The organism is Ruegeria atlantica (assembly GCF_947495585.1).
GTDB classification, from domain to species: domain Bacteria; phylum Pseudomonadota; class Alphaproteobacteria; order Rhodobacterales; family Rhodobacteraceae; genus Ruegeria; species Ruegeria atlantica_G.
Genome location: NZ_CANLZK010000020.1, coordinates 1 through 21,684, shown reverse-complemented (window position 1 = coordinate 21,684; position 21,684 = coordinate 1). Strand labels below are relative to the sequence as shown.

Annotated in this window: 20 protein-coding genes and 1 tRNA gene; 7 read left to right on the top strand and 14 right to left on the bottom strand. The window is 58.2% G+C overall.

Annotated features, from left to right (window positions below):
- Positions 1–77 precede the first annotated feature (77 nt).
- The gene (locus QMP16_RS21730) at positions 78–881 is read left to right on the top strand and encodes an undecaprenyl-diphosphate phosphatase (protein ID WP_282154120.1); all 804 of its coding nucleotides are present in this window, start codon (positions 78–80) and stop codon (positions 879–881) included.
- Here the strand turns inward: QMP16_RS21730 and QMP16_RS21725 are convergent, their stop codons facing one another.
- Positions 882–1,865, bottom strand: a complete 984-nt coding sequence (locus tag QMP16_RS21725) for a complex I NDUFA9 subunit family protein (protein ID WP_282154098.1) — start codon at positions 1,863–1,865, stop codon at positions 882–884.
- Positions 1,866–2,063: 198 nt separating this feature from the next.
- Between QMP16_RS21725 and QMP16_RS21720 the strand changes: the two genes are divergently transcribed.
- Positions 2,064–2,150: transfer RNA gene (locus QMP16_RS21720), tRNA-Leu, on the top strand.
- A 103-nt stretch (positions 2,151–2,253) separates the two neighbouring features.
- Here the strand turns inward: QMP16_RS21720 and QMP16_RS21715 are convergent.
- The 11 genes from QMP16_RS21715 to QMP16_RS21665 all read right to left on the bottom strand — a co-directional run bounded on the left by QMP16_RS21715 (position 2,254) and on the right by QMP16_RS21665 (position 13,940).
- Entirely contained in the window at positions 2,254–2,706 is a 453-nt protein-coding gene (locus QMP16_RS21715) for an SRPBCC family protein (protein WP_058279316.1), read from the bottom strand.
- A gap of 106 nt (positions 2,707–2,812) precedes the next feature.
- Positions 2,813–3,625 carry an XdhC family protein gene (locus tag QMP16_RS21710; protein WP_282121213.1) on the bottom strand — a complete coding sequence of 271 codons (813 nt, stop codon included), beginning with the start codon at positions 3,623–3,625 and terminating at the stop codon, positions 2,813–2,815.
- Between the two features lie 11 nt (positions 3,626–3,636).
- Positions 3,637–4,824, bottom strand: coding sequence for a vWA domain-containing protein (locus QMP16_RS21705; protein ID WP_282154097.1), 1,188 nt, complete (start codon positions 4,822–4,824; stop codon positions 3,637–3,639).
- Positions 4,824–5,690, bottom strand: a complete 867-nt coding sequence (locus tag QMP16_RS21700) for an AAA family ATPase (protein ID WP_282154096.1) — start codon at positions 5,688–5,690, stop codon at positions 4,824–4,826. The genes QMP16_RS21705 and QMP16_RS21700 overlap by 1 nt, the downstream gene beginning before the upstream one ends.
- A 105-nt stretch (positions 5,691–5,795) precedes the next feature.
- Positions 5,796–8,213, bottom strand: coding sequence for an aerobic carbon-monoxide dehydrogenase large subunit (locus QMP16_RS21695; protein WP_282154095.1), 2,418 nt, complete (start codon positions 8,211–8,213; stop codon positions 5,796–5,798).
- Entirely contained in the window at positions 8,210–8,704 is a 495-nt protein-coding gene (locus tag QMP16_RS21690; protein WP_109313028.1) for a (2Fe-2S)-binding protein, read from the bottom strand. Before QMP16_RS21690 ends, QMP16_RS21695 begins: the two co-directional genes overlap by 4 nt.
- 14 nt (positions 8,705–8,718) lie before the next feature.
- On the bottom strand, positions 8,719–9,552 hold the full coding sequence (locus QMP16_RS21685) for an FAD binding domain-containing protein (RefSeq protein ID WP_282154094.1): 834 nt from the start codon (positions 9,550–9,552) through the stop codon (positions 8,719–8,721).
- Between the two features lie 139 nt (positions 9,553–9,691).
- On the bottom strand, positions 9,692–10,789 hold the full coding sequence (locus tag QMP16_RS21680; protein ID WP_282154093.1) for an MHYT domain-containing protein: 1,098 nt from the start codon (positions 10,787–10,789) through the stop codon (positions 9,692–9,694).
- Between the two features lie 142 nt (positions 10,790–10,931).
- Positions 10,932–11,936 (bottom strand): ABC transporter substrate-binding protein, encoded by a 1,005-nt coding sequence (locus tag QMP16_RS21675; protein WP_282154092.1) that lies wholly within the window; start codon positions 11,934–11,936, stop codon positions 10,932–10,934.
- Positions 11,915–13,282: a sensor histidine kinase gene (locus QMP16_RS21670; RefSeq protein ID WP_282154091.1), complete on the bottom strand. Its 1,368-nt coding sequence runs from the start codon at positions 13,280–13,282 to the stop codon at positions 11,915–11,917. Before QMP16_RS21670 ends, QMP16_RS21675 begins: the two co-directional genes overlap by 22 nt.
- The gene (locus QMP16_RS21665; RefSeq protein WP_282154090.1) at positions 13,272–13,940 is read right to left on the bottom strand and encodes a response regulator transcription factor; all 669 of its coding nucleotides are present in this window, start codon (positions 13,938–13,940) and stop codon (positions 13,272–13,274) included. The genes QMP16_RS21670 and QMP16_RS21665 overlap by 11 nt, the downstream gene beginning before the upstream one ends.
- A gap of 108 nt (positions 13,941–14,048) precedes the next feature.
- Between QMP16_RS21665 and QMP16_RS21660 the strand changes: the two genes are divergently transcribed.
- The 5 genes from QMP16_RS21660 to QMP16_RS21640 all read left to right on the top strand — a co-directional run bounded on the left by QMP16_RS21660 (position 14,049) and on the right by QMP16_RS21640 (position 19,045).
- Positions 14,049–15,026: a tripartite tricarboxylate transporter substrate binding protein gene (locus QMP16_RS21660; RefSeq protein ID WP_058275185.1), complete on the top strand. Its 978-nt coding sequence runs from the start codon at positions 14,049–14,051 to the stop codon at positions 15,024–15,026.
- Between the two features lie 70 nt (positions 15,027–15,096).
- The gene (locus QMP16_RS21655) at positions 15,097–15,579 is read left to right on the top strand and encodes a tripartite tricarboxylate transporter TctB family protein (protein ID WP_282154089.1); all 483 of its coding nucleotides are present in this window, start codon (positions 15,097–15,099) and stop codon (positions 15,577–15,579) included.
- Between the two features lies 1 nt (position 15,580).
- Complete coding sequence (locus tag QMP16_RS21650) at positions 15,581–17,092, top strand: tripartite tricarboxylate transporter permease (protein ID WP_282154088.1); 1,512 nt, start codon at positions 15,581–15,583, stop codon at positions 17,090–17,092.
- On the top strand, positions 17,082–18,269 hold the full coding sequence (locus tag QMP16_RS21645; protein WP_282154087.1) for a CaiB/BaiF CoA transferase family protein: 1,188 nt from the start codon (positions 17,082–17,084) through the stop codon (positions 18,267–18,269). Before QMP16_RS21650 ends, QMP16_RS21645 begins: the two co-directional genes overlap by 11 nt.
- The gene (locus tag QMP16_RS21640) at positions 18,266–19,045 is read left to right on the top strand and encodes a citryl-CoA lyase (protein WP_282154086.1); all 780 of its coding nucleotides are present in this window, start codon (positions 18,266–18,268) and stop codon (positions 19,043–19,045) included. The genes QMP16_RS21645 and QMP16_RS21640 overlap by 4 nt, the downstream gene beginning before the upstream one ends.
- 4 nt (positions 19,046–19,049) lie before the next feature.
- Here the strand turns inward: QMP16_RS21640 and QMP16_RS21635 are convergent, their stop codons facing one another.
- A complete protein-coding gene (locus QMP16_RS21635) occupies positions 19,050–20,564 on the bottom strand; it encodes a heme biosynthesis protein HemY (protein ID WP_282154085.1) in 1,515 nt (504 codons plus the stop codon).
- Between the two features lie 10 nt (positions 20,565–20,574).
- The coding region (locus tag QMP16_RS21630; RefSeq protein ID WP_282154084.1) for a COG4223 family protein at positions 20,575–21,684 on the bottom strand (1,110 nt) is incomplete at its 5' end.

Genomic DNA, 21,684 nt, shown 5'->3' with positions numbered 1-21,684 from the left:
TATGCATGCTTTCCTTTTCGACAGCGCACTTATACCCATTGAGCAAACAAGGACGTGACCACAACACGGCAGGGCAGATGGGTCTTTTTCAATTGATTCTCGCGGCGATTATTCAGGGTATCACTGAGTTTTTGCCGATCTCTTCATCTGGTCATTTGATACTGCTACCCAGCCTGACCGGGTTGGACGATCAAGGCCTGGCCATCGACGTGGCCGTGCATGTGGGCACTTTAGGCGCTGTGATTCTGTATTTCTGGTCCGATGTGAAACAGGCCGTCTCCGGGCTGCCGCGGGCGTTGACCGGACGGGCCGACACACCACAGGCGCAACTGGCCATGGGTCTGATCATCGCCACAATTCCCACCGTGATTGTCGGGGCTATCCTGTTCAAAACCGGCCTGATCGAGGCCTTCCGGTCAATGGCGGTCATTGGCTGGACCATGCTGGTTTTTGGCCTTGTCCTGTATTGGGCCGATCAAAAAGGGCCGCAGACCAAAGAAGCAAGCGAATGGGGTCTGCGCGATGCGTTGATCATGGGGCTGTGGCAGGTTCTCGCCCTGATACCCGGAACATCCCGATCAGGCATTACGATCACCGGCGCGCGCCAACTGGGCTATACGCGAGAGGATGGCGCGCGGATCGCGATGTTGATGTCGATCCCGACCATTATTGCCTCAGGCGTTTTGTTGTCGGTAGACGTGATCCGCGAAGCAGACGCCCAATTGGCCCGAGATGGGGCAATCGCGGCATTCTTTGCTTTTATTTCAGCTCTGCTGGCCCTGGCCCTGATGATGCGCCTGTTGCGTAGTGTCAGCTTTACACCTTATGTCATCTACCGCGTGATCCTGGGCGCCATCCTGCTTGTAATCGCCTATAGCTGATCAGGTCCGCAGATTGTTGGCCGAGTTCTGAATGTCGTCGTACTGACCCGATGGGCGAAACTTCCAAAGGTAATCTGGCAGCACCGATTCCAGTGTGGCTGGCTCAATCCCAAGATCCGCGAACCCCTTGGCCCCTTCGGACACAACATTGTCGCGGCGGAGGTTCTTCAGCTGATCGCGCGTCAGGATGTGGTTCGGGAACAGTTGGAAGCTGACGAACTTCAAGATGTCCAACACGCCCGCCATTATGCGGGCCACAAAGAAGGGCATTCCGATGATCACTCGGCGTCGGTGGATCACATCAAGCATCTGCTGCATCAGTGCGCGGAAGGTTTTCACCTCGGGTCCGCCCAGCTCATACACACCGGCTTCAGCTTGGCCCAGGACGCCCTGAACAGCGGCCTTGGCCACATCATCCACATAGACCGGCTGGAACTTGGTTTCGGCTCCGACCAGCGGCAGGAAAGGTCCCATCCGGGTCATCCCGGCAAAACGATTAAAGAACTGATCTTCGGTTCCGAAAATCACAGACGGCCGCAGAATAATTGCATCTGGCATATGGGTCAGCACACCGGCCTCACCATGCGCCTTGGTTCGCGAATATTCGCTGTCGGACCCGGCGTCCGCTCCGATGGCTGAGATATGAACCATCCGGGAAATGCCCTGTTCGGCCGCCAAACGCGCGATCCGCTCGGCCCCATCGGCCTGCACGGCGTCAAAAGCGTTCTTCCCAAGTTCGTTCAGAACACCGACGCAATTCACCACCGCGTCTGCCCCGTGCATCGCAGCCGCGACCGAGGCATCATCACGGACATTGCACAAAATGGGTTCGACCTGGCCAACGACACCGTAGGGTCTGACGAACATCGCCTCATTCGGACGCCGAACCGCCACCCGGACACGCCACCCTTCATTTGCCATGCGCCGCGTAATATACCGGCCGACAAATCCCGATCCGCCATAAATCGTGACCATTTTAGACATGAGAGGGCTCCTGCTTGTGGGTCCTCTTTCGATCTAGCGCTCTGAGGCTTGTCAAACAAGGCGCAATAACGCCGCGCGTCAGTGAAAAGACCAACCAATTCAAGCTGAATTTGGAAGCGAGGAAAAAACTTTCAAAAATCTTCCCGAATCTGGTTGACCCTTCCAGCCAGTGGGCTTAAACGCCCCTCCACGACACCTGCCCAGGTGGCGGAATTGGTAGACGCGCTAGCTTCAGGTGCTAGTGTCCGTATGGACGTGGAGGTTCGAGTCCTCTCCTGGGCACCAAATCTCCTTAAAATCAAACCACTGATATTCTCTTACCGGAATTGAGTTTCCGTGGGATGTGATCTGACGCGGGCCGGTCCATTCACCGGCCCTGTCACGCGCCTTAAGTGACGGATTGTTCTGAAACAACTTCGCCAAACCGGGTAAAAAATTTGCCCGACAGCTTTTTCGCCGTACCAGCGATTAGGCGGCTGCCCAGCTGGGCGATTTTTCCACCAACCTCGACCTTGGCTGTATAAGCCAGAACGGTTTCGTCCCCATCTTCAGTCAGCGTCACGTCTGCACCACCCTTGGCAAATCCGGCGGCACCGCCCTTGCCTTCCCCGGTCAAGGAAAACTCGTCCGGTGCATTGGCAGTGTCCAGCGTCACAGCGCCCGCAAACCGGGCTTTGACGGGGCCGATCTTCAAGACCACCTTGGCTTCCAGATCTTCGGGTGAATTTTGGATCAGCTCTTCGCACCCTGGGATGCATTCCTGCAGGATTTCGGGATTATTCAGAGCCTTGTATACCACATCCCGCGGCGCAGAGATGCGGACTTCGTCACTCAGTTCCATTCAACTTTCCTTTGTTCAACAGCATCTTGGATATACCAGAAGCGCGGTCTCTGTCGCCTCTTCCGGAGTTTGTTCGGGACGCGCGGGCCACAGGGACCTCAGGCGTTTAAGCACGTTTCTCATCATGGGACTCTGTTTTGGATTTGTCACTGTTTCGCCAAAGCACAATTTCAGCCAGGATCGACACGGCGATCTCATGCGGGTCGATCGCGTGGATGTTCAGACCTGCCGGTGACTTCAGCCGCGCAGCTCGTATCGGGTCCAAACCTTGCGATATCAGCTTGGCCACCAGCGTTTCGGCCTTGCGATGGCTGGCCACCATCGACACCCGCTTGGCGTCCGTTTGCAGAGCGGCGGCCAGGGCGGCGGCATCGCCCTGTCCTTGCGAAGCCACGACAACGAAGTCCCGCGGCTCAACCCCTAGGTTTTGGACGGAATCCAGAGTGAACCGTTGAAAGTCACCTTCTGTCTCTGACGCGTCACTGAGACACACGCGAAACCCAGCCAGTGCCCCATGGACTGCCAGTGCCTCTGCAATCAGCGACTCGCCAAAAATCACCAATCGCGGTGCGTGCTGATACGGCTCGACAAGCAGATCGACAGTGCCGCCGGACGGGCAACCGCTTTTGAACGTCTGAATGCCATCAGGATCGGCCATGTTCACCACCTTTTCCGAAGGTTTGACCCGGATCATTTGCGGCGAACCACTGGCCAACGCCTGCTGGGCCGAGGATCGAACCGCACGTTGAACGCAGCCCCCGCCCAAATGGCCCAGGATCCGTCCATCTTTTGTAATCGCAGCCTTGCCCCCGGCTTTCGCCGAAGTTGCATCCGCAGTCCGCAACACCGTGGCCACGCAAAAGGCTTCATCAGTTTTGCGCAGCTGCTCAATCGTGTCGAATATGTCGAAGCTTGCCATGTGGGCTCCTTTCACAGCTTACGGAATTGCGGTTCCAGCGCCGCCAGCGCCTCAAGCGTATTTGCGGGCAGGTGCGCGTCCAGATACGGCTCAGCTGCCTGCATTGCGGCGGCAATGGGCTGGTATTCGTGCCAGCCCTTCAGCGGGTTCAGCCAGACGATCCGCCGGGCCTTGCGTCGAATCCGGGCCAATACAACGCCCAGCGCTTGCGGGTCCGAGCTGCAATACCCGTCAGACAGGATCAGTACGATGGTCCGACCGTTCAGTGCGCGCGCGCCATACCCATTCAGAAAATGCTCAAGACTGCCCGAGATATCCGTGCCCCCGCCAAACCCTTCGGCCATCAGCGACAACCGCCCTGCTGCGCGCAGTGAATCGTGGTCGCGCAACGCATCCGTGACGCGCATCAAGCGCGTATGGAACAAATATGCGTCCGCTTCGGTTCCTGTGCCAATCAAGCCTTTCAGGAAAGCCAGAAAGACGCGCGAGTATACAGTCATTGATCCGCTTACATCGCACAGTGCAACGATCCGCATCGGACGCGGTGGGCGGGCGCGACGATACAGTTCCATCGGCTCACCGCCCCGTGCAAGGCTAGCGCGCTGTATTCGGCGCATGTCCAGAGCAGGCCCCTTTAGCGCTTTTTTCCGCCGGCGCGAGCGGCGGTCGCGGATGGCGCGCGCCAGCGCTGTCGCCGCTTGTTCGGCCTGCTTCAGTGCGTCTTCATCCATCAGTTCACGCAAATCCCGACGCGACAGGTTGGCCGTTCGGGTCGCAATCAGCTTACCGTCTCTCCCCACGGCCTCCCCGTCGCCGGCATCAGGGGTTGCGTCCTGATCCGAATCGGAACTGGACTCCTGAATGTCATGGCTTTCTTGCTGCCAGATCATCGGCTTGGCGGATTGCACCCGAACATGCGCGGTTTGCGCCACTCCGGTCCGTTGTTTCCCTGCATTTAGCCAATATGCATCGAAAAGATCATCAAACCGTCGCCAGTCCTCTGCGTCACCCGCCAACAAGACACACAGCGCCTGTCTGGCCTGCGGCAAATCCGTCGCCTCTACTTCCGCCAGCACCGCCAATGCATCCCCGGTCTCAGCCGGTCCGACGCGCATCCCGTTCATCCGCAAATGTGCAATGAAGCCAGACATGCGATCCGCCAGACCAGAGGCACGAGAAGGGAACCGGGTGACCTGCATCACGCCACCTTTCCAATCAGGCGATCCATCACTTCAGGCGGGGCCGCGTCATAATCGGCTGCGGTTTTCAGAAGACAGACAAGAGTCGCCTGAACCTCTTCGCGGGACTGCGCCATGTCGTTGACACCCAATCCTGAAAGGGCTGCCGCCCAGTCCAGCATCTCGGCAATGCCCGGATTCTTCTCCAAGTCTTCTTTGCGCAAAGCCTGCACAACGCCAACAATCTGGCGCGCCAACTGCCCTTCAACTTGAGGCATGCGGGCTTTCAGGATCGCCATTTCGGTTTCACGCGATGGGTAGTCGAGGAAACTGTACAGACACCGGCGGCGCAATGCATCGGACAAGTCCCGCGTGCCATTCGCCGTCAAAATAACGATGGGCTTTGAACGCGCCGGGATTGTACCCAGTTCGGGAATTGTGATTTGAAAATCCGAGAGGATTTCCAACAGATACGCTTCGAATTCTTCGTCGGCCCGGTCAATTTCATCAATTAGCAGAACCGGAGGGGCATCTTGTGAAATTGCCTCCAACAAAGGTCGTTTTAGCAGATATTCATCTGAGAAAAGCTGTGCTTCGCTCGTTCCACCCTGTGCCTCGCTCGCTCGGATCGCCAGAAGCTGACGCTGATAGTTCCATTCATAAATGGCATGACTGGCATCGAGCCCTTCATAACATTGCAGCCGGATCAGCCGGGCGTCCTGCCACGCGGCCAGGGCCTTTGCCACTTCGGTCTTTCCAACGCCAGCAGGACCTTCCAACAACAATGGCCGCCCAAGTTGCTGTGCCAAATGCAGCGCCATCGCCAACCGGTCATCGGAAACATAGCCCTGCGCGGCCAATCCGTTCTGAACATCACTCAAAGTCAAAACCAGGATCCAATCTTCATCTGACCAAAAATATCCCGGGGGAGGTTCGGAGGGGGTTCTACCCCCTCCGTTCGGGCGGGCCGGCAACAGCCGGTTCGAAACCGTTTACCCGTGCATCCCCAACCCGTTGGCGATCTTCCAGATCCGCCAATGATCATGCGGCATATGGCTTTGCACCAACCCAAAGGGCCGGAACGCATCATGCACCGCGTTCGAGAACGCAGGCACGCCGCCGACATTCGGACTCTCGCCCACGCCCTTGGCACCGATCGGGTGGTGCGGAGATGGCGTGACCGTGTGATCGGTGGTGTAGTTCGGCGTCTCCCATGCCGTAGGCAGGAAGAAGTCCATCAGCGTCGCGGTCTTGACGTTGCCCATCTCGTCATAGGCGATTTCCTGCCCCATCGCGATGGCCAACGCTTCGGTCACGCCGCCATGGACCTGCCCTTCGATGATCATCGGGTTAATCCGGGTGCCGCAATCATCCAGCGCATAGAACTGCCGGACGTCCCATTCACCGGTATCCACATCGATCTCCATGACACAGATATAGGCCCCGAACGGGTAAGTCATATTTGGCGGGTCATAGTAGCTGACGGCCTCCAGACCGGGTTCCAGCCCCGGAATCGCCTGATTGTAGGCCGCAAAAGCGATCTCTTTCATGGTCTTGAACCGCTCAGGCGCGCCTTTGACGGCGAACCGATCGACATCCCATTCGACATCATTGTCATGGACCTCGAGCAGATAGGCCGCGATCATCTGCGCCTTGGCGCGGATTTTTCGCGCGGCCATAGCTGTCGCAGCCCCGGCAACCGGCGTCGAACGAGACCCATAGGTGCCAAGCCCATAGGGCGCGGTGTCAGTGTCTCCCTCCTCCAACGTGATATCGTCGGCGGGCAGCCCAATCTCACTGGCTATGATCTGTGCAAAGGTCGTTGCGTGGCCCTGACCCTGGCTGATTGTCCCCAGCCGCGCGATGGCGGAACCCGTCGGGTGAATCCGGATTTCGCACGAGTCGAACATGCCCAGCCCGAGGATATCGCAGTTCTTGACCGGTCCGGCGCCGACGATTTCTGTGAAATGCGTCAGGCCGATGCCCAGCAGTTTGCGAGTCTTTCCGGCTTTGAAGTCCTCTATCCGCTGAGCCTGTTCCGCCCGCAGACCTTCATAGTCCACGGCCTTCAGGGCCTTATCCCACGCAGTGTGATAATCGCCCGAGTCATATTCCCAGCCCAGCGCGGACTGATACGGGAACTGGTCTTTGCGGATAAAGTTGATCCGACGCAGTTCGGCCGCGTCCATGTTCAGCTTGATGGCCAGAACCTCGATCATACGTTCGATGAAATAAGCAGCCTCGGTCACCCGGAAGGAACACCGATAGGCCACACCGCCCGGTGCCTTGTTGGTGTAAACCCCATCCACAGCCAGATAAGCGGTGGGGATGTCATACGACCCGGTGCAGATGTTCATGAACCCGGCCGGAAACTTGGTGGGGTCGGCACAGGCGTCAAATCCACCATGATCCGCTGTGGTGTGGCACCAGAGACCAGTGATCTTGCCATCCTTGGTCGCCGCGATCTTGCCCTGCATCCAGTAATCACGAGCAAAGGCGGTGGACATCAGGTTTTCCATCCGGTTCTCGACCCATTTCACTGGCTGGCCGGTGACAATCGAGGCGACAACCGAGCAGACATAGCCCGCATAGGCGCCAACCTTATTGCCAAAGCCACCACCGATATCGGGGCTGATTACCCGGATATTGTGCTCGGCCAGACCCGAGATCAGCGATACCACGGTACGGATCGCGTGCGGGGCCTGGAACGTGCCATAGAGCGTCAGCTTGCCGGTCACCTTATCCATCGACGCGACACAGCCGCAGGTCTCCAACGGGCAAGGATGCGTGCGGTGGTAATAGACCATCTCTTCGGCCACGACATCGGCCTCACCCAGAACCGCTTCGGTCGCGTCCTTGTCTCCCTGTTCCCACGTGAAGATATGATTGTGATGCTTTCGCGGCCCATGTGCGCCTTCGGTCTGACCTGCTAGGTCTTCGCGCAGAACGACATCCGATTTCAGCGCCTCGAACGGGTCGGTCAGAACGGGCAGCTCTTCATAGTCAACTTCGACCAGCTCGGCCGCATCCGCCGCGATATAGCGGTTTTCAGCGACGACATAGGCAACTTCCTGGCCCTGGAACAGAACCTTGCCATCGGCCAGCACCATTTGCTTGTCGCCCGCCAACGTCGGCATCCAATGCAATCCCAATGGCGCAAGGTCTTCGGCGGTCAGAACCGCAACAACGCCAGGTATCGCCAGCGCCGCCTCTTTGTTCACACTGACGACGCGGGCATGGGCATAGGGAGAGCGGACAAAGGCGCCAAACAGCATCCCGTCCATCTTGATGTCATCGACATAATTGCCCTTGCCCTGGGTAAAGCGCACATCTTCGACGCGTTTGCGCGAACTGCCCATCCCTTTGAGATTGGCGACGCGTTCTTCGGGAGTCAGAGTCTGGTCGTTCATTCCGCAGCCTCCTTCTGAGCGTTCAGCATGTCGGCAGATGCCGCGATCGCCTTGACGATGTTCTGATATCCGGTGCAGCGGCACAGGTTGCCGGACATGCCAAAGCGGATGTCTTCCTCGGTCGGGTTCGGGTTTTCTTGCAGCAGACGATGCGCGCGGGTGATCATGCCCGGCGTGCAGAAACCGCATTGCAGCCCGTGATGTTCGCGGAACATCTCTTGCAGAACGCCGAGGCTGCCGTCGTCATTGGTCAGCCCTTCGACAGTAGTGATATCGGCCCCGTTCACTTGGGCCACAAAGGTCGTGCAGGATTTCACGGACTTGCCGTCGATATCCACGGTACAGGCCCCGCAATGGCTGGTTTCGCATCCGATATGCGGGCCTGTGATTTTCAGATCTTCCCGCAGGAAATGGATCAACAGCGTGCGCGGCTCGGCCAGGCCTTCGACCTGCTTGCCGTTCACTGTGAGTTTTACGTGCATTTTTGACATCGTTGTTCCTCCCCTCAACCCGCGCGGCTTTGCGCGCGTTCGATGGCGCGGCGCAGCATCACAGCGGCCACGTGTTTCTTGAATTCGACGGGGCCACGATTGTCGGCCACCGGGTCGATGGCTTCGAGCATCGCGGCGACACAACCGCTGACATCCCCATCCGCCAGCGCATTGCTTGCGCTTTCAGACCAGACGGGTGTGTCCGCCAGATTGGTCATCGCGACCGAGGCCTGACCATTGCCGACCATCACCGCAGCTGCGGCCGTTGCGTAATCGCCGATCTTGCGTTTCTGCTTTTCATAGGCCTGACCCACACCCGCGCCCGGCACCGGGATCGAAATCCGGGTCAAAATTTCTTCATCGTCACGCGCAGTGAAGTAAGCGGCCTCATAAAACTCACGCGCGGCGACACTGCGGCGGCCATCGGGGCCAGACAGTTCGAACGTCGCGTTCAGGCATTGCATCAACCCCGGCATATCATTGCCCGGATCACCATTGGCGACGTTCCCACCAACAGTTCCCACATATCGCACCTGAGGATCCGCAATCTGCAGCGCGGCCTCTCGGATCAACGGAATGGCTGTGGCCAAGCCGTCATGAGTGATCAGCTCATGCTGGGTCACCATTGCGCCAAGCGAAACCGTGTCGGCACCAATCTCGATGCCTTTGAGCTCCTCGATCGCTTGCAGATCGACTAGATGGCCCATTTCGGCCATGCGCAGCTTCATCATCGGGATCAAGCTGTGCCCGCCCGCGATCACGCGTGCCTCATCTCCGTGTTCCTGCAAAATGCCAATGGCCGAGGCGATATCGCCTGGCCGGTGATACTCAAAACCGGCTGGTATCATGTTTTTCCTCCCTGGGTCCAAGCGGTATGCCTTGGGGGACCTGCGGTAAGGAAAGAACGCTGAAGCCATCCGTTCCAGCCAGTGGAAACGGAGAGCGCAGCTTATTTCACGAAATGCGAATGCGCTGCACGAGCTGCGATCAAAGGCCCAGCGCCTCGCGAATGTCCGTCAGGCGGGATCGGCTGACCGGCACCTTGGCTAGCGCATCGACACTATCGAAATAGCAGGTGCCGTTGTCCTTGTGCCTCTCGAACCGCGAGACCTGTTTGGGATTCACCAGATAACTGCGATGAGCCCGCAAAAACCCGTCAGGCGCCAAGCGCGATTCAGCTTCGGTAATGGACCACGGGCAAAACAGTTTCTCGGCGTTGATATAGAGAACGGTGTAATGCCCTTCAGCCCGGATGGCTGCGATATTGGAAGGCTGGGCGAAAAAGGTTTGTCCTTCCCGCTCAAATGGAACCCCGGCCCGCAATGTGGGCTCTGGCTCCCGGGCAGGTTCCGACGCGCTGGGCGATACCTCTGCTGCCGCAGGTTCGATGAAGGTGATGCCCGTTAGCAGGAATGCACCACAGATCAGGAACACGGAAACCGTGACCCCCATCGCCAGCACCTGATTGTTTAGCGCAGGTCCGGCGCGACCGGCGGTATCGCTTGCGACAAAATCAGTCAGGCCGGTGGCGACGAAATGCATGGTGAAGACCGCCAACCCGAAACACACCGTTCCCAGCAGAATGTTGCGCTGCGTTCGGTTGTCATAGGCAACCCAGATTGCCAGCACCGACAAAACGACCGAGGCCAGGGTCGAAATCACCACGTCCCAAAGATTGTAAACGGGGCGACACAGCTCCATCCCGGCCATGCCGACGTAGTGCATAACAACAATCCCCAGACCCACGATCACGCCCGCACCGACAATCGTTCCCATCGTGCGGGGACGGAAATGCAGGATCAGCAGCGCAAGGCCAACCATCAGGATCGCGACCAGCGCTGAGATCAGGGTGATCAAAGCATCGTAGTAAAACAGGATCGGCAGTTGCAGGCCCAGCATAGCCACGAAATGCATCGACCAGATGCCACCACCCAGAATGATCGCAGCCAACGCCACGACCAGTTTGCGTTTCTGATCGTCCAGTTTTGAGGCCCCATGCGTCAGATAAAGCCCTGTGAATCCAGCCATCATCGCAACAGCCAGAGACGCCGCCACAAGCCAAGCGTTATGAGAATAGTCCAACATTTGGATTTACACGCCCTCCCCGACGCGTGGGTGACGTTAGCAAACGGAATTGATTGCGACAATTGATGTTGAAAAGGAATTCCAACAGCATCGGCGCTGGTTTCGGTTTTTACCGACCCGCCGGGCATAGGTGACGGTCATATTACTGAATAACGGCGTCTTCCCATGCGGAAAGGAACTTTGTTCGTTTCAACCCGTCAAGAAAGGTCAGTAACGCAGGATCAAGACCGATTGTCTCGCGCCCGTCTGAACCATCACTCTGCTGCAAAAGAGGAAGCGGGCTGGCCTCTTCGGCTACAGCTGGTCGCTCAGTTACGAGGTAGCGTAGCAGCAACTCGGCTGCTTTGGGTTCTGGCGTGGCTTTCGACACCATTGCCGTACGCATCATAATTGTTTGAAAATCAGACGGTAACACGACCTCAAGGGCGTCTTTGCCCTCGGCTCGGACGGCGGCGTAACTGCCTAGAACATTGTAAGCAACCAGGATCGAGCCATCCGCTAGGTCATTGATCATTTCGCCCGAGCAGCAATAGAGCCGCACATCCAGGCCGCCCATAACCTCCATCAAGCGCCAATACGTCTCAGACGCGCGCGCATCCTGGGTTGCAAACAGATATCCCAGACCAGACTGGCGCACGTCATAGGTACCGACCTTGCCCCGAAATTCTTCCGGTCGTTTGCGCAAGGCCTCGATCAGGCTTTGCCGTGTCTGGGGGATGGGCTGTCCTTCAAACGCGGTTCGGTTGATCACGATTGTCGCGGGTTCCGAAGTGAACGCAAAAAGGCTGTGATGCCATTGTGCCCAGTGTGGTACAGGGACATCGTCGATTGGCAGGGCAAAGCCGTCATTTGCCAGTTTCAACTGCAGGTCCATCGCGCTGGAAATGATCACGTCGAAGGCATCGGGCGTTGCGCGGACACGACGGTTGATGTCGGCGGTACCGGAAACGAGGTATTCGACACTAATCCGGGGATTCTCCGCAACAAACCCCTCGATCACCGGCGCGAATAAGACAGTATCGGTACTGGAAATCACACGAAGGCGCGGACCTTCGGCGCTTTCATTAAAGATCAGGCGGTCTTCCCAGTCGTCGGCCCACCCGAGGCAGGGAACAGCCAACAATACTAAAGCGATAAGATAACGCATGCGCCCCCCTTTGACCGGTTCTTTAGGATCAACGCGCCCCCATGCGCCGTTGCCACATCCTGCGCGATCGTCAACCCCAGACCGGACCCGATGGTCCCAACCGCGTTCTGTCCCCGTTCGAACCGGCGCGTCAGCGTATCGATTTCATCGGGCGGAAAGCCGGGACCCGAGTCGCGCACCTGGATCTGGGGTTCGGGATGCGCGATGATCGTGATCTCAACAGCGCTGTCAGATGGTGCGTATTTCATCGCGTTATCGACCATATTTCGCACAGCATTTTGGATCAGGATCGAGTCGCCCGAGTAAGGAACCGAGGGCTCACCCGACAATGAAAGCGTCAGCTCCTTCATTTCGGCAATCGGGATCAGGCGCTGCACCAGATCGCGGATCAGAACGACCAGATCAATCTCTTCTCGTTCCAGATGATCCGCTCGGAAGGTGATCATCGCGTGATCCAGCAACTGCCCTGCCGCGCGCGAGCTTTCGTCGATGGCACGTACCATGGCCTTCAAGGCCTCGCGGTTGTCTTCCCGTTCCACGCGGTGAAGTGTTGCCTCGGCATAAGACCTGACCGTCGCCAAAGGTGTTCGCACCCGGTGCGCGGCTTCGGCGATAAAGTCCTCGGATTGGCTAAGCGATTGGTCCAGACGACCCATGAGCGAATTCAGCGACGTCACCAGCGGTGCCATCTCTTTTGGCACGGGTTTCTTGAACGGGCTTAGATCCTGCGGACCTCTGCGTGTGACCGAGGTCGTCAGTTTGTTCAACTGGCCGATCGTTGATGATGTCACCCAGAATGATAGCGCGGCGGTCAGCAGAAAGAACCCGATCCCCAAATACGCTGCGTTACGTGAAATCTGATCCAGCGTGTCGGATAACGCGTCCTGCGTTTGCCCCAACGCGACCTCAATTTCGGTCTGGCGGCCCAATCCGACCAGCGTTCGGCTGGCGCTGACCTGACGGACACGCTCGCCGCGGACCTGACCGGTTTGAAAGGCCCATCTGCCTTCAATCGGGCCATCTGCGAGGCTCAGATCATCGTAGCCGGACAGGAATTCTCCATCCTGATAAATGGCATAGAACACCCGGTCATCCGACGGCGTGCTGAGCATGGAAAACGCGGCATAGGGGATGTCCACCTCAAGCTGACCATCCCTAAGCGCTGCGGCATCAAGGATCGACGAGACGGACGCCCCCAATATATCGTCCTGTCCCTGTTGGGCGACTTTTGCGGCATAACTGCGCACCGTCAGGAACAATAGGATCGCCAGGACCGCCGCTCCGCCGATCAGCGTCAACACCAGCCTATTTCTTAGTGATCCCGAAACGGTTGGGCTAGTCGTCATGATCCAACCTGTATCCCAGCCCGCGCAACGTAGTGATTTTCATGCCGGATTTTTCAAGATGCTTGCGCAGGCGTCCGACATAGACCTCAATCGCGTTGTCCGACACGTTGTCATCATAAGAAAACAACCTATCCGCCAGCTTCTGCTTGGAAAACACCTGACCCGGCGCGTTTATGAACAGCTCGATCATTCTCAACTCGCGATTGCGTAGGGAGAGCGTGACACCATCGACAGTCAAATGACCAGCAACCGGATCAAAGATAATTCCGCCAACTTCAATCGTCGACTTTGAGCTTCCGGACTTCCGACGCAGAACAGCGCGGCAGCGGGCCTCAAGTTCCGCATGATCGAAAGGCTTGGTGACGTAGTCATCTGCCCCCAGATCAAGCGAACCGATTCGATCCGAAACCTGACTGCGCGCGGTCAGAACGATCACCGGCGTGTCCAAACGGCTTGCGCGGTGCTGCCTTAGGAACTCGCGGCCATCCCCATCGGGTAACATGATATCCAGCAGGATAAGGTCGTATTCTTCGGTCGCAACAAAGGCGCGCGCATCCTCTAAATTTGCTGCGTGATCAACAACATGACCATCCAGCTGCATGCGGGAACTGATCGCGTTCGCGAGGTCGAGATTGTCTTCGACAAGCAGAAATTTCATGGGCGAAAATCAGTTTCTTTTTGCATGACAGGTTGATGTCAGGTTGGCGTGTTTAGGTGCAGGATAATCTGTGCCGCTGAGCGGCCAGTTGTCAAATGGGAGGACATAATGACAACATTTAACCTGGGCCGTCGGGCCCTGATCGCAGCTGTTGCAGCAATTGGTCTGGTTGGACCTGCCGCATCCGAAGAAGTCGTCGACAGCATCCACTTTCTGATCCCCGGCGGCGCCGGCGGTGGCTGGGACGGTACCGCCCGCGGAACTGGCGAGGCCCTGACCAATGCTGGTCTGGTCGGCACAGCATCTTATGAGAACATGTCGGGCGGCGGCGGCGGTAAAGCCATCGGCTTCCTGATTGAAAACGCGGACAGCAACCACGGCACGCTGATGGTCAACTCGACCCCCATCGTGATCCGCTCGCTGACCGGTGTGTTCCCGCATAACTTCCGTGACCTGACACTGGTCTCGGGCACAATCGGCGACTACGCAGCGATTGTTGTAGGCAAAGATAGCCCGATCAACTCGATGGCGGACCTGCTGGCCGCCTATGACGCTGACCCGGGCGCAACCGCGATTGGTGGCGGCTCGGTACCTGGCGGCATGGACCATCTGGTCGCCGCAATGGTCATGGAAGCTGCAGGCAAGGACGCGCTGGGCGTAAAATACATCCCTTATGATGCGGGCGGAAAAGCTATGGCTGCCCTGTTGTCGGGTGAGATCGCCGCACTTTCGACCGGTTTCTCCGAAGCTGTCGATCTGGCCAACGCGGGTGAGGTTAAAATCATTGGCGTAACCGCAGAAGAGCGGGTCGATGCAGCACCTGACGCACAGACCATGAAGGAACAGGGCATCGACACCACTTTCGTGAACTGGCGTGGATTCTTTGCTGCCCCCGGCCTGCCCGAGGACAAGCTGGCTGCCTATCAGCAAGCCATCGCCAAGATGTATGACACACCCGAATGGGAAGAGGTTCGTGCCCGTAACGGTTGGGTCAACATCCACAACTCGGGTGCCGATTTCGAAGCGTTTCTGGAAGGTCAGGAACAGCAGATCAGCGACCTGATGAAGAAGCTGGGCTTCCTCTAAGGCAATCTACGGCAGAGCGTTTGGTCGCTCTGCCGTCCCAAAAAAACCAAGATACAGGGGAGGGGACGTTATGGCGCTGGATCGCTGGATCGCGCTTATTTTACTGGGTGTTTGCCTGACATATGGGTACACCGCCTGGTTCACGATGGACGGAAGTCTTCCTCCTTTCATGCAGAGAAATCCGATTTGGCCCAGCACGTTTCCAAAGGTGCTGTCGATTCTGGGCGTGGTCGCGTGTTCGATCATCCTGCTTGGCTTTGAAAAGAGCGAATTCAAAGAGGCCGATATCGATTACCGCAGACTTGGGGAATATCACCTGGGTCAGGCAATTTCTCTTCTGGTGCTCATGGTTGTCTATGCCCTGTGCCTGCGCCCGGTCGGTTTTCTGATCGCGACATCCAGTTTCCTGATCCTCGGGTCTTTCATTCTGGGTGAACGCAAGTGGCACATCATGCTGCCTGTCGCGTTCGTGGCAACCGGATCCGTCTGGTATCTGGTTCAGGAAGTTCTTGGAATTTATATGCGCCCCCTGCCGGGCGTGTTCGGAGGCTGACATGCTAGAAGGACTTCTGATCGGCCTGCAAACGGCATTCTCAATTCAAAACCTGCTAATGGTCGTTGCCGGATGTCTGATCGGCACGTTTATCGGCATGCTTCCGGGTCTGGGCCCAATGTCGATCATTGCAATCATGATCCCGGTTGCTATTTCGATGGGCGATCCATCCGCCGCACTGATCCTGTTGGCAGGCGTTTACTATGGCGCGATCTTCGGCGGCTCGACGTCGTCCATTCTGCTGAATGCGCCGGGGGTCGCGGGCACCGTGGCCTCAAGCTTTGACGGTTACCCAATGGCCCGGCAGGGCAAGGCGGGCAAAGCCCTGACCATCGCAGCAATCGCCAGTTTCGCAGGCGGCACGATAGGGGCAATCCTGCTGATGGTCTTTGCTCCGGCACTGTCTTCGGTCGCTCTGCTGTTCCATTCAGCCGAATACTTCGCACTGATGGTGGTGGGTCTTTCGGCCATCGCAGCCTTTGCCGGTTCGGGGCAAGTCGCCAAGGCCATCATCATGACAACCATGGGATTGATCATGGCCACCGTCGGAGAGGGGGCGCTGTTCAATCTTCCGCGTTTCACAATGGGCATCATGGACCTGCAATCCGGATTTGGCTTCATCACCCTGGCAATGGCGATGTTCGCCTTACCCGAAGCGTTGTTCCTGGTGCTTAAACCCAAGGACCTGAAAGGGGATGACGGCAAGATCAAGGATTTGCGCATTACCAAGGGCGAGGCAAAGGCCATCACCCCGGTCATCGGCCGTCAATCGGTACAGGGCTTTTTTATTGGCGTCCTGCCCGGCGCGGGAGCGACAATCGCCAGTTTCCTCGGTTACGCGGTGGAACGGAACATTGCCCCCAAGGATGAGCAGGAGGAATTCGGTAAAGGCTCAATCAAAGGTCTGGCCGCGCCCGAGTCGGCGAACAACGCGGCCTGCACCGGATCGTTTGTGCCACTGCTGACTTTGGGTATTCCTGGATCCGGAACGACCGCGATCCTGCTGGGTGCCTTGATTGCCCTGAACGTCACCCCGGGCCCACGTCTTATGTTGGATGAGCCTCAGATCTTCTGGGCGGTGATCATGTCGATGTTCATCGGTAACCTCGTCCTGCTGATCCTGAACCTGCCACTGATCCCCTACATCGCCAAAGTGCTGGCCGTTCCGCGCAACTATTTGATCCCGTTCATTTTGTTCTTCACACTGATGGGGGCCTATATCGGGCAGAACAATGCCACCGAATTGCTGATCCTGGTGGGTTTCGGCGTATGCGCAACGGCCTTAAAGTTCGCAGACTATCCGCTGGCACCCCTGCTGATCGGGTTCATCCTTGGCGGCATGATGGAGGATAACTTTTCGCGCTCGATGCAGCTCTATGATGGCATCGCCTTTATCTGGGAACGTCCGATGACCCTGGGACTGCTTGCCATTGCCGTCCTGCTGGTTCTGCTGCCCAGCTACCGCGCACGTCGTGCACGGGCACGGGCCGCTGGTGTGGCTGATGGGGACTGAACCGCTCAGGGGTGTTCGGATTCTTGATCTGACAAACGTGCTTGCTGGCCCGTATTGTTGTTACCAACTGGCCCTGATGGGGGCCGAGGTGATCAAGGTCGAACGCCCCAATAGCGGTGATCTGGCGCGTGTGCTTGGGGCTGATCCTGACCGGAACAAAGCTGGTATGGGGGTCAGTTTTCTGGCGCAGAACGCGCAGAAGAAATCGGTCACGCTGAATATGAAATCCAGTCGGGGCAAAGCTCTGCTAAAGCAGCTTGTGAAAACGGCGGATGTTCTAGTTGAAAACTTCCGGCCCGGCGTGATGGATCGGTTGGGTCTGGGGTATGACGTTCTGCGTACCGAAAACCCTACCTTGATCTATTGTGCAATAAGCGGGTTCGGGCAGGACGGTCCGCGCCGCGACGACCCTGCCTATGACCAGATCGTTCAGGGCATCAGCGGGGTCATGTCGATCACCGGCGCGGCGGACACGGCACCCTACCGCGTTGGCTATCCGCTGGCTGATACGGTCGGGGGGCTGACGGCCGCCTTTGCGGTGAGTGCCGCATTGAACGCAAATCCCCGTGGCGCGTTTCTGGATATTGCCATGTCCGAGGCCGTGATCTCGACCATGGGATGGGTTGTGTCCAACTACCTTGTCGGCGGTGTGATGCCCGGCGCGCATGGCAATGAAAACACAACCTCGGCACCGTCCGGTACCTTCGCCACATCCGACAGCCCGATCAATATCGCCGCCAATCGCGATGAACAATGGCAAGCCCTCGCCCGGCATCTTGGCCGCGAGGACCTGTTGGATGACCCTGACTATACAACACGCGAAGATCGCAAACGAAACCGCCACGCTTTGCGGGATGAGCTGGAGAAGTCCCTAAAATTGCGCCCCGCGAGCGAGTGGGTCAGCGAATTGAATGGCTTGGGCGTACCCACGGGGCAAGTGCTGACAGTCCCCGAGGCGTTGGCGGACGAACAACTCTCTGACCGGGGGCTGATTGGATCTCTGCACGTGCACGGAGAGGACATGCAGCTGGCAGGCAGCCCTGTGGTGATGGACGGGCAGCGAAATATGCCGAAAGTCTCACCGCCGGAATTGGGCGCGGACAACGATTCAATCTGGTCCGAACTTGGCTTGTCGCCGAATGAGATCAAGGAACTGGCCAAGGATGGTGTGATATGAGCGATGTTTCCGACTGGTGGAGCACATCCATCATTGACATGGAACCCGGACGCATCGCCCTGCGCGGTGAACCCATCGAGGACTTGATCGGCAACCTCAGTTTCGCTGAAATGATCTGGTTTCTGGTTCGCGGCAACCGCCCGTTACCCGCACAGGCAGATCTGTTCGAAGCGGCCCTGGTTGCCGCCGTGGATCATGGACCACAGGCACCTTCTATTGCGACGGCCCGGATGGCTGTAACTTGCGGTTTGCCTTTGAACAACGCAATGGCCAGCGCGGTGAACATGCTGGGCGACATCCACGGCGGCGCCGGTGAGCAAGCGGTTGAGCTGTATCACTTTGTCGGGTCGCATTCGGGCGGGATCGGTGCAGCGATTGACGACTGGATCAACGACCACGGAAAGATACTGCCGGGTTTCGGCCACCGGTTTCACACACCCACCGATCCTCGCGCACCGCGATTGATGGCCCTGGTCTGTGAGGCAGTAGAACGCGGTGCCAGTGACGGACGTTTCCGGAAAATCGCGTTGGATATCGAGGCAGAGCTTGCACGCCGCAAAGGCAAACCCGTCCCGATGAACATCGACGGAGCCACGGCTGTCATCTACGCAGAGCTTGGGTTTGAACCACCGCTTGCGCGTGGTTTGTTTTGCCTCTCCCGGTCAGTCGGCATACTGGCACATGCGTGGGAGCAAATGCAGCAAGGTGGCCGCAACAAAGGCCCCACACCTCCGACGTACCGCTGGACTTATGTCAGGAACTCGCCTGAGGAATAGCGCGTCAGGCCTGTTTCTCGACCACGGGTTCGACGTCGGGGCGGGCTGGTTCCACATCCAATTCGATGATCTCGGGATCACCCGGTTCCTCGACGTCTTCCACTTCAACCTCGACCTCAGCTTCCGGCTCGCTGCTGTCTTCCAGCGCACCAACGATCAGAGGCAGCATATGGACACCCGTCGCGCTTGCGATTTCCGGCGTTTGTGGTGTTTGCCAGCTGAGGGTGTCAAAGCTGCTGCAGTTCTGACAGACCGGAGCCCACTCGGGTTGGATGTCATGACAATTGTCGCAGACCCATTGTGGCCCGCGCGGTGCAGTCAGCGCCTTGGCCAGCCAACCCTGTACTACCGCGTCCGAGGACCCCTCGCCCCGTTCAATAGCGGCCATCAACGTGTAACCGCGCGCATCCGCCTGCTTTTCGACCACATCGCCCAGTGCGCGACGCGCCTCGGGGAAGTCTTCGGCCACGATGTTCAGCTCCGCCAAAATCAGACGGGTTTCCATATTCTCAGGGTGAATGCGGGTCAGCGCAGTAAAGCGTTTGATCCGTTCACGTGGCGTTTCATCCGGCGCAATCTCGGCAAAGACATGGGCGAGGTCGGGGTGCGGCTGCACCTCCCACGCTTTCTTCACGATTTTGGTCGCATTGCGCGGTTTGCCTTTTTCGATGTAAGCACGCGCTGCCATTGCGGCCGCCGGCACCAGATCAGGAGACAGGCGGTTCGCCTCAATCGCGCGCTCTTGCTGCTCGACCGTGGCGTTCTCGTCCAGAATCCCCTTGGCCTCGGACAGGGCCAGCACAGCATCGCGGCGCTTGAACACGTCGCGCGGCAGGTGGCCGGATTTCAACTTGGCTGTCAGTGTCGACCGCGCGCCTGCCCAATCCTGCGCCTTGGTCTGCAGACCCAGCAGAATGTCCTGTGTTTCCAGATGGCGCGGCTTCATGGCCAAGGCTTTTTCGGCCAGTTTGCGGGCGGTTTCGTCATCCCCTTCGGCCAGTTTCTGTTTCATGATACCGCGCACACCGACAAAGCGGGTTGCATTGTCCGTCACCAGCTTTTTGTAGGTGTCAGCCGCCTTTTGGGTGTCACCGTTCATCTCGGCAGCCTGAGCCACCAGCAGGTTGGTCAGCTCGGGTTTGTTCAAAAGCCGCTCTGCCTTGGTAGCCTTGTTCAAAGCCACGCGCCCTTCACCCGAGGCCAGCGCCATCAGACCATCGGACAACGCTTGATACCCACGCTGCTCGCGACTGCGGTCGAAATAGCGCGAGAGTGCGGTTTCGTCTCCGTTGAGGAACTTCAGCGTGGCGATCAACAGGGTCAGCAGCTTGAACAAAAGCCAAACTGCAAAAACCAGAACGCCCAGCGCGATGACCGATTGCAACGGCCCCAGAGTGTACTCCGTCCCGCCGGCTGTGATCTGTACACCACCGCTGGTTTCCATGAGGGAACCCGCACCCACGGCCAGAAGACCGATAATCGCAACAAAAACTAGAATCTTAAACAGTGACCACAGCATGGCAGGTCCTTCAGTTCGAGTTCACGCTAGGCTGAAGCGCATAGGCGGCATCCACTGCGGAAACCCGCGCCTGGGCTGCCTGCTCCCAATCAGTCATAGCTGCCTGCGCCGCTTCGGGCAGGGATTTAAGTTCGGTCAGGGCCGTTGAGACGTCGCCACTGGACAGAGCCGACTCGGCACGAGACAGGATCGCATCCGGACCATCGCCATCTTGTGGGGTGACCGAACGCGCCCCGGTCTGTCGCTGCAGGAACGCCACCAGACCGGTGGCTTTGTCCGCATCCCGTGCTTCCGCCAACGCGGTTCGCGCAGCTGGCGAGAACGATGCCCGCAAGGTCGATACGCTTGCCACACCCTTATCGGCGGGGCCCGATAGCGCCTCAGGCACATCAACGCCGCCTGCCTTCAGTTCGGCGACAAGGTCTGCGTAAGGCTGACCAGCATCCAGTTGACCATGCAGGCGCGACAGGATCGCCGCGTTGGTCGCTGCCAGAGCCTCTGCCGAGGCTTTCACCTCAAGCGTTTGTGCGTCCGACACCATTTTTTCTACTTCGGCCCGCTGCGCCGCCAGTGAGTCCTGTAATTTTTTCAGTTCGGCCTCAAAGGCTGCCGACGCTTCGGGGGACGCGCCTTGGGTCAGAGCGTCGCTTTCAATTTTACTTAGGCGGCTGGCCAAAGGATCAATCTTGCCCGCCAGCTCATCGACACTGGATTTGAGCGTATTCAGGTCGGAGGTGATCGGTGTCACCTGATCAGTCAGCGCTGCAATCTTGCCGTCGACGCCAGATGTGTCGGACAGGGATTTGGTCAGTGCCTCGATCCGGGTGGACTGATCGTTGAGCTTCGCCTCAAGCGTCGTAAGCGCATCTGTATCGCCAGATCCGAACAAGCCCGCGCTGCCGGCTGCAAATCCGATTCCCGCCGCGATAACACCGCCGAGCAAAGCGGGGACGAATCCACTGCGTTTTTCTTCCTGCTGCAGCTCTTCCCGATGCGCTTCTTCCGGCGGAGTGGAGTTCTCTTCCTGGGTCAGTTCCACAGCCGCTTCGGCTTCGGCTTCGGCTTCGGCTTCGGCTTCGGCTTCGGCTTCGGCTTCGGCTTCGGCTTCGGCTTCGGCTTC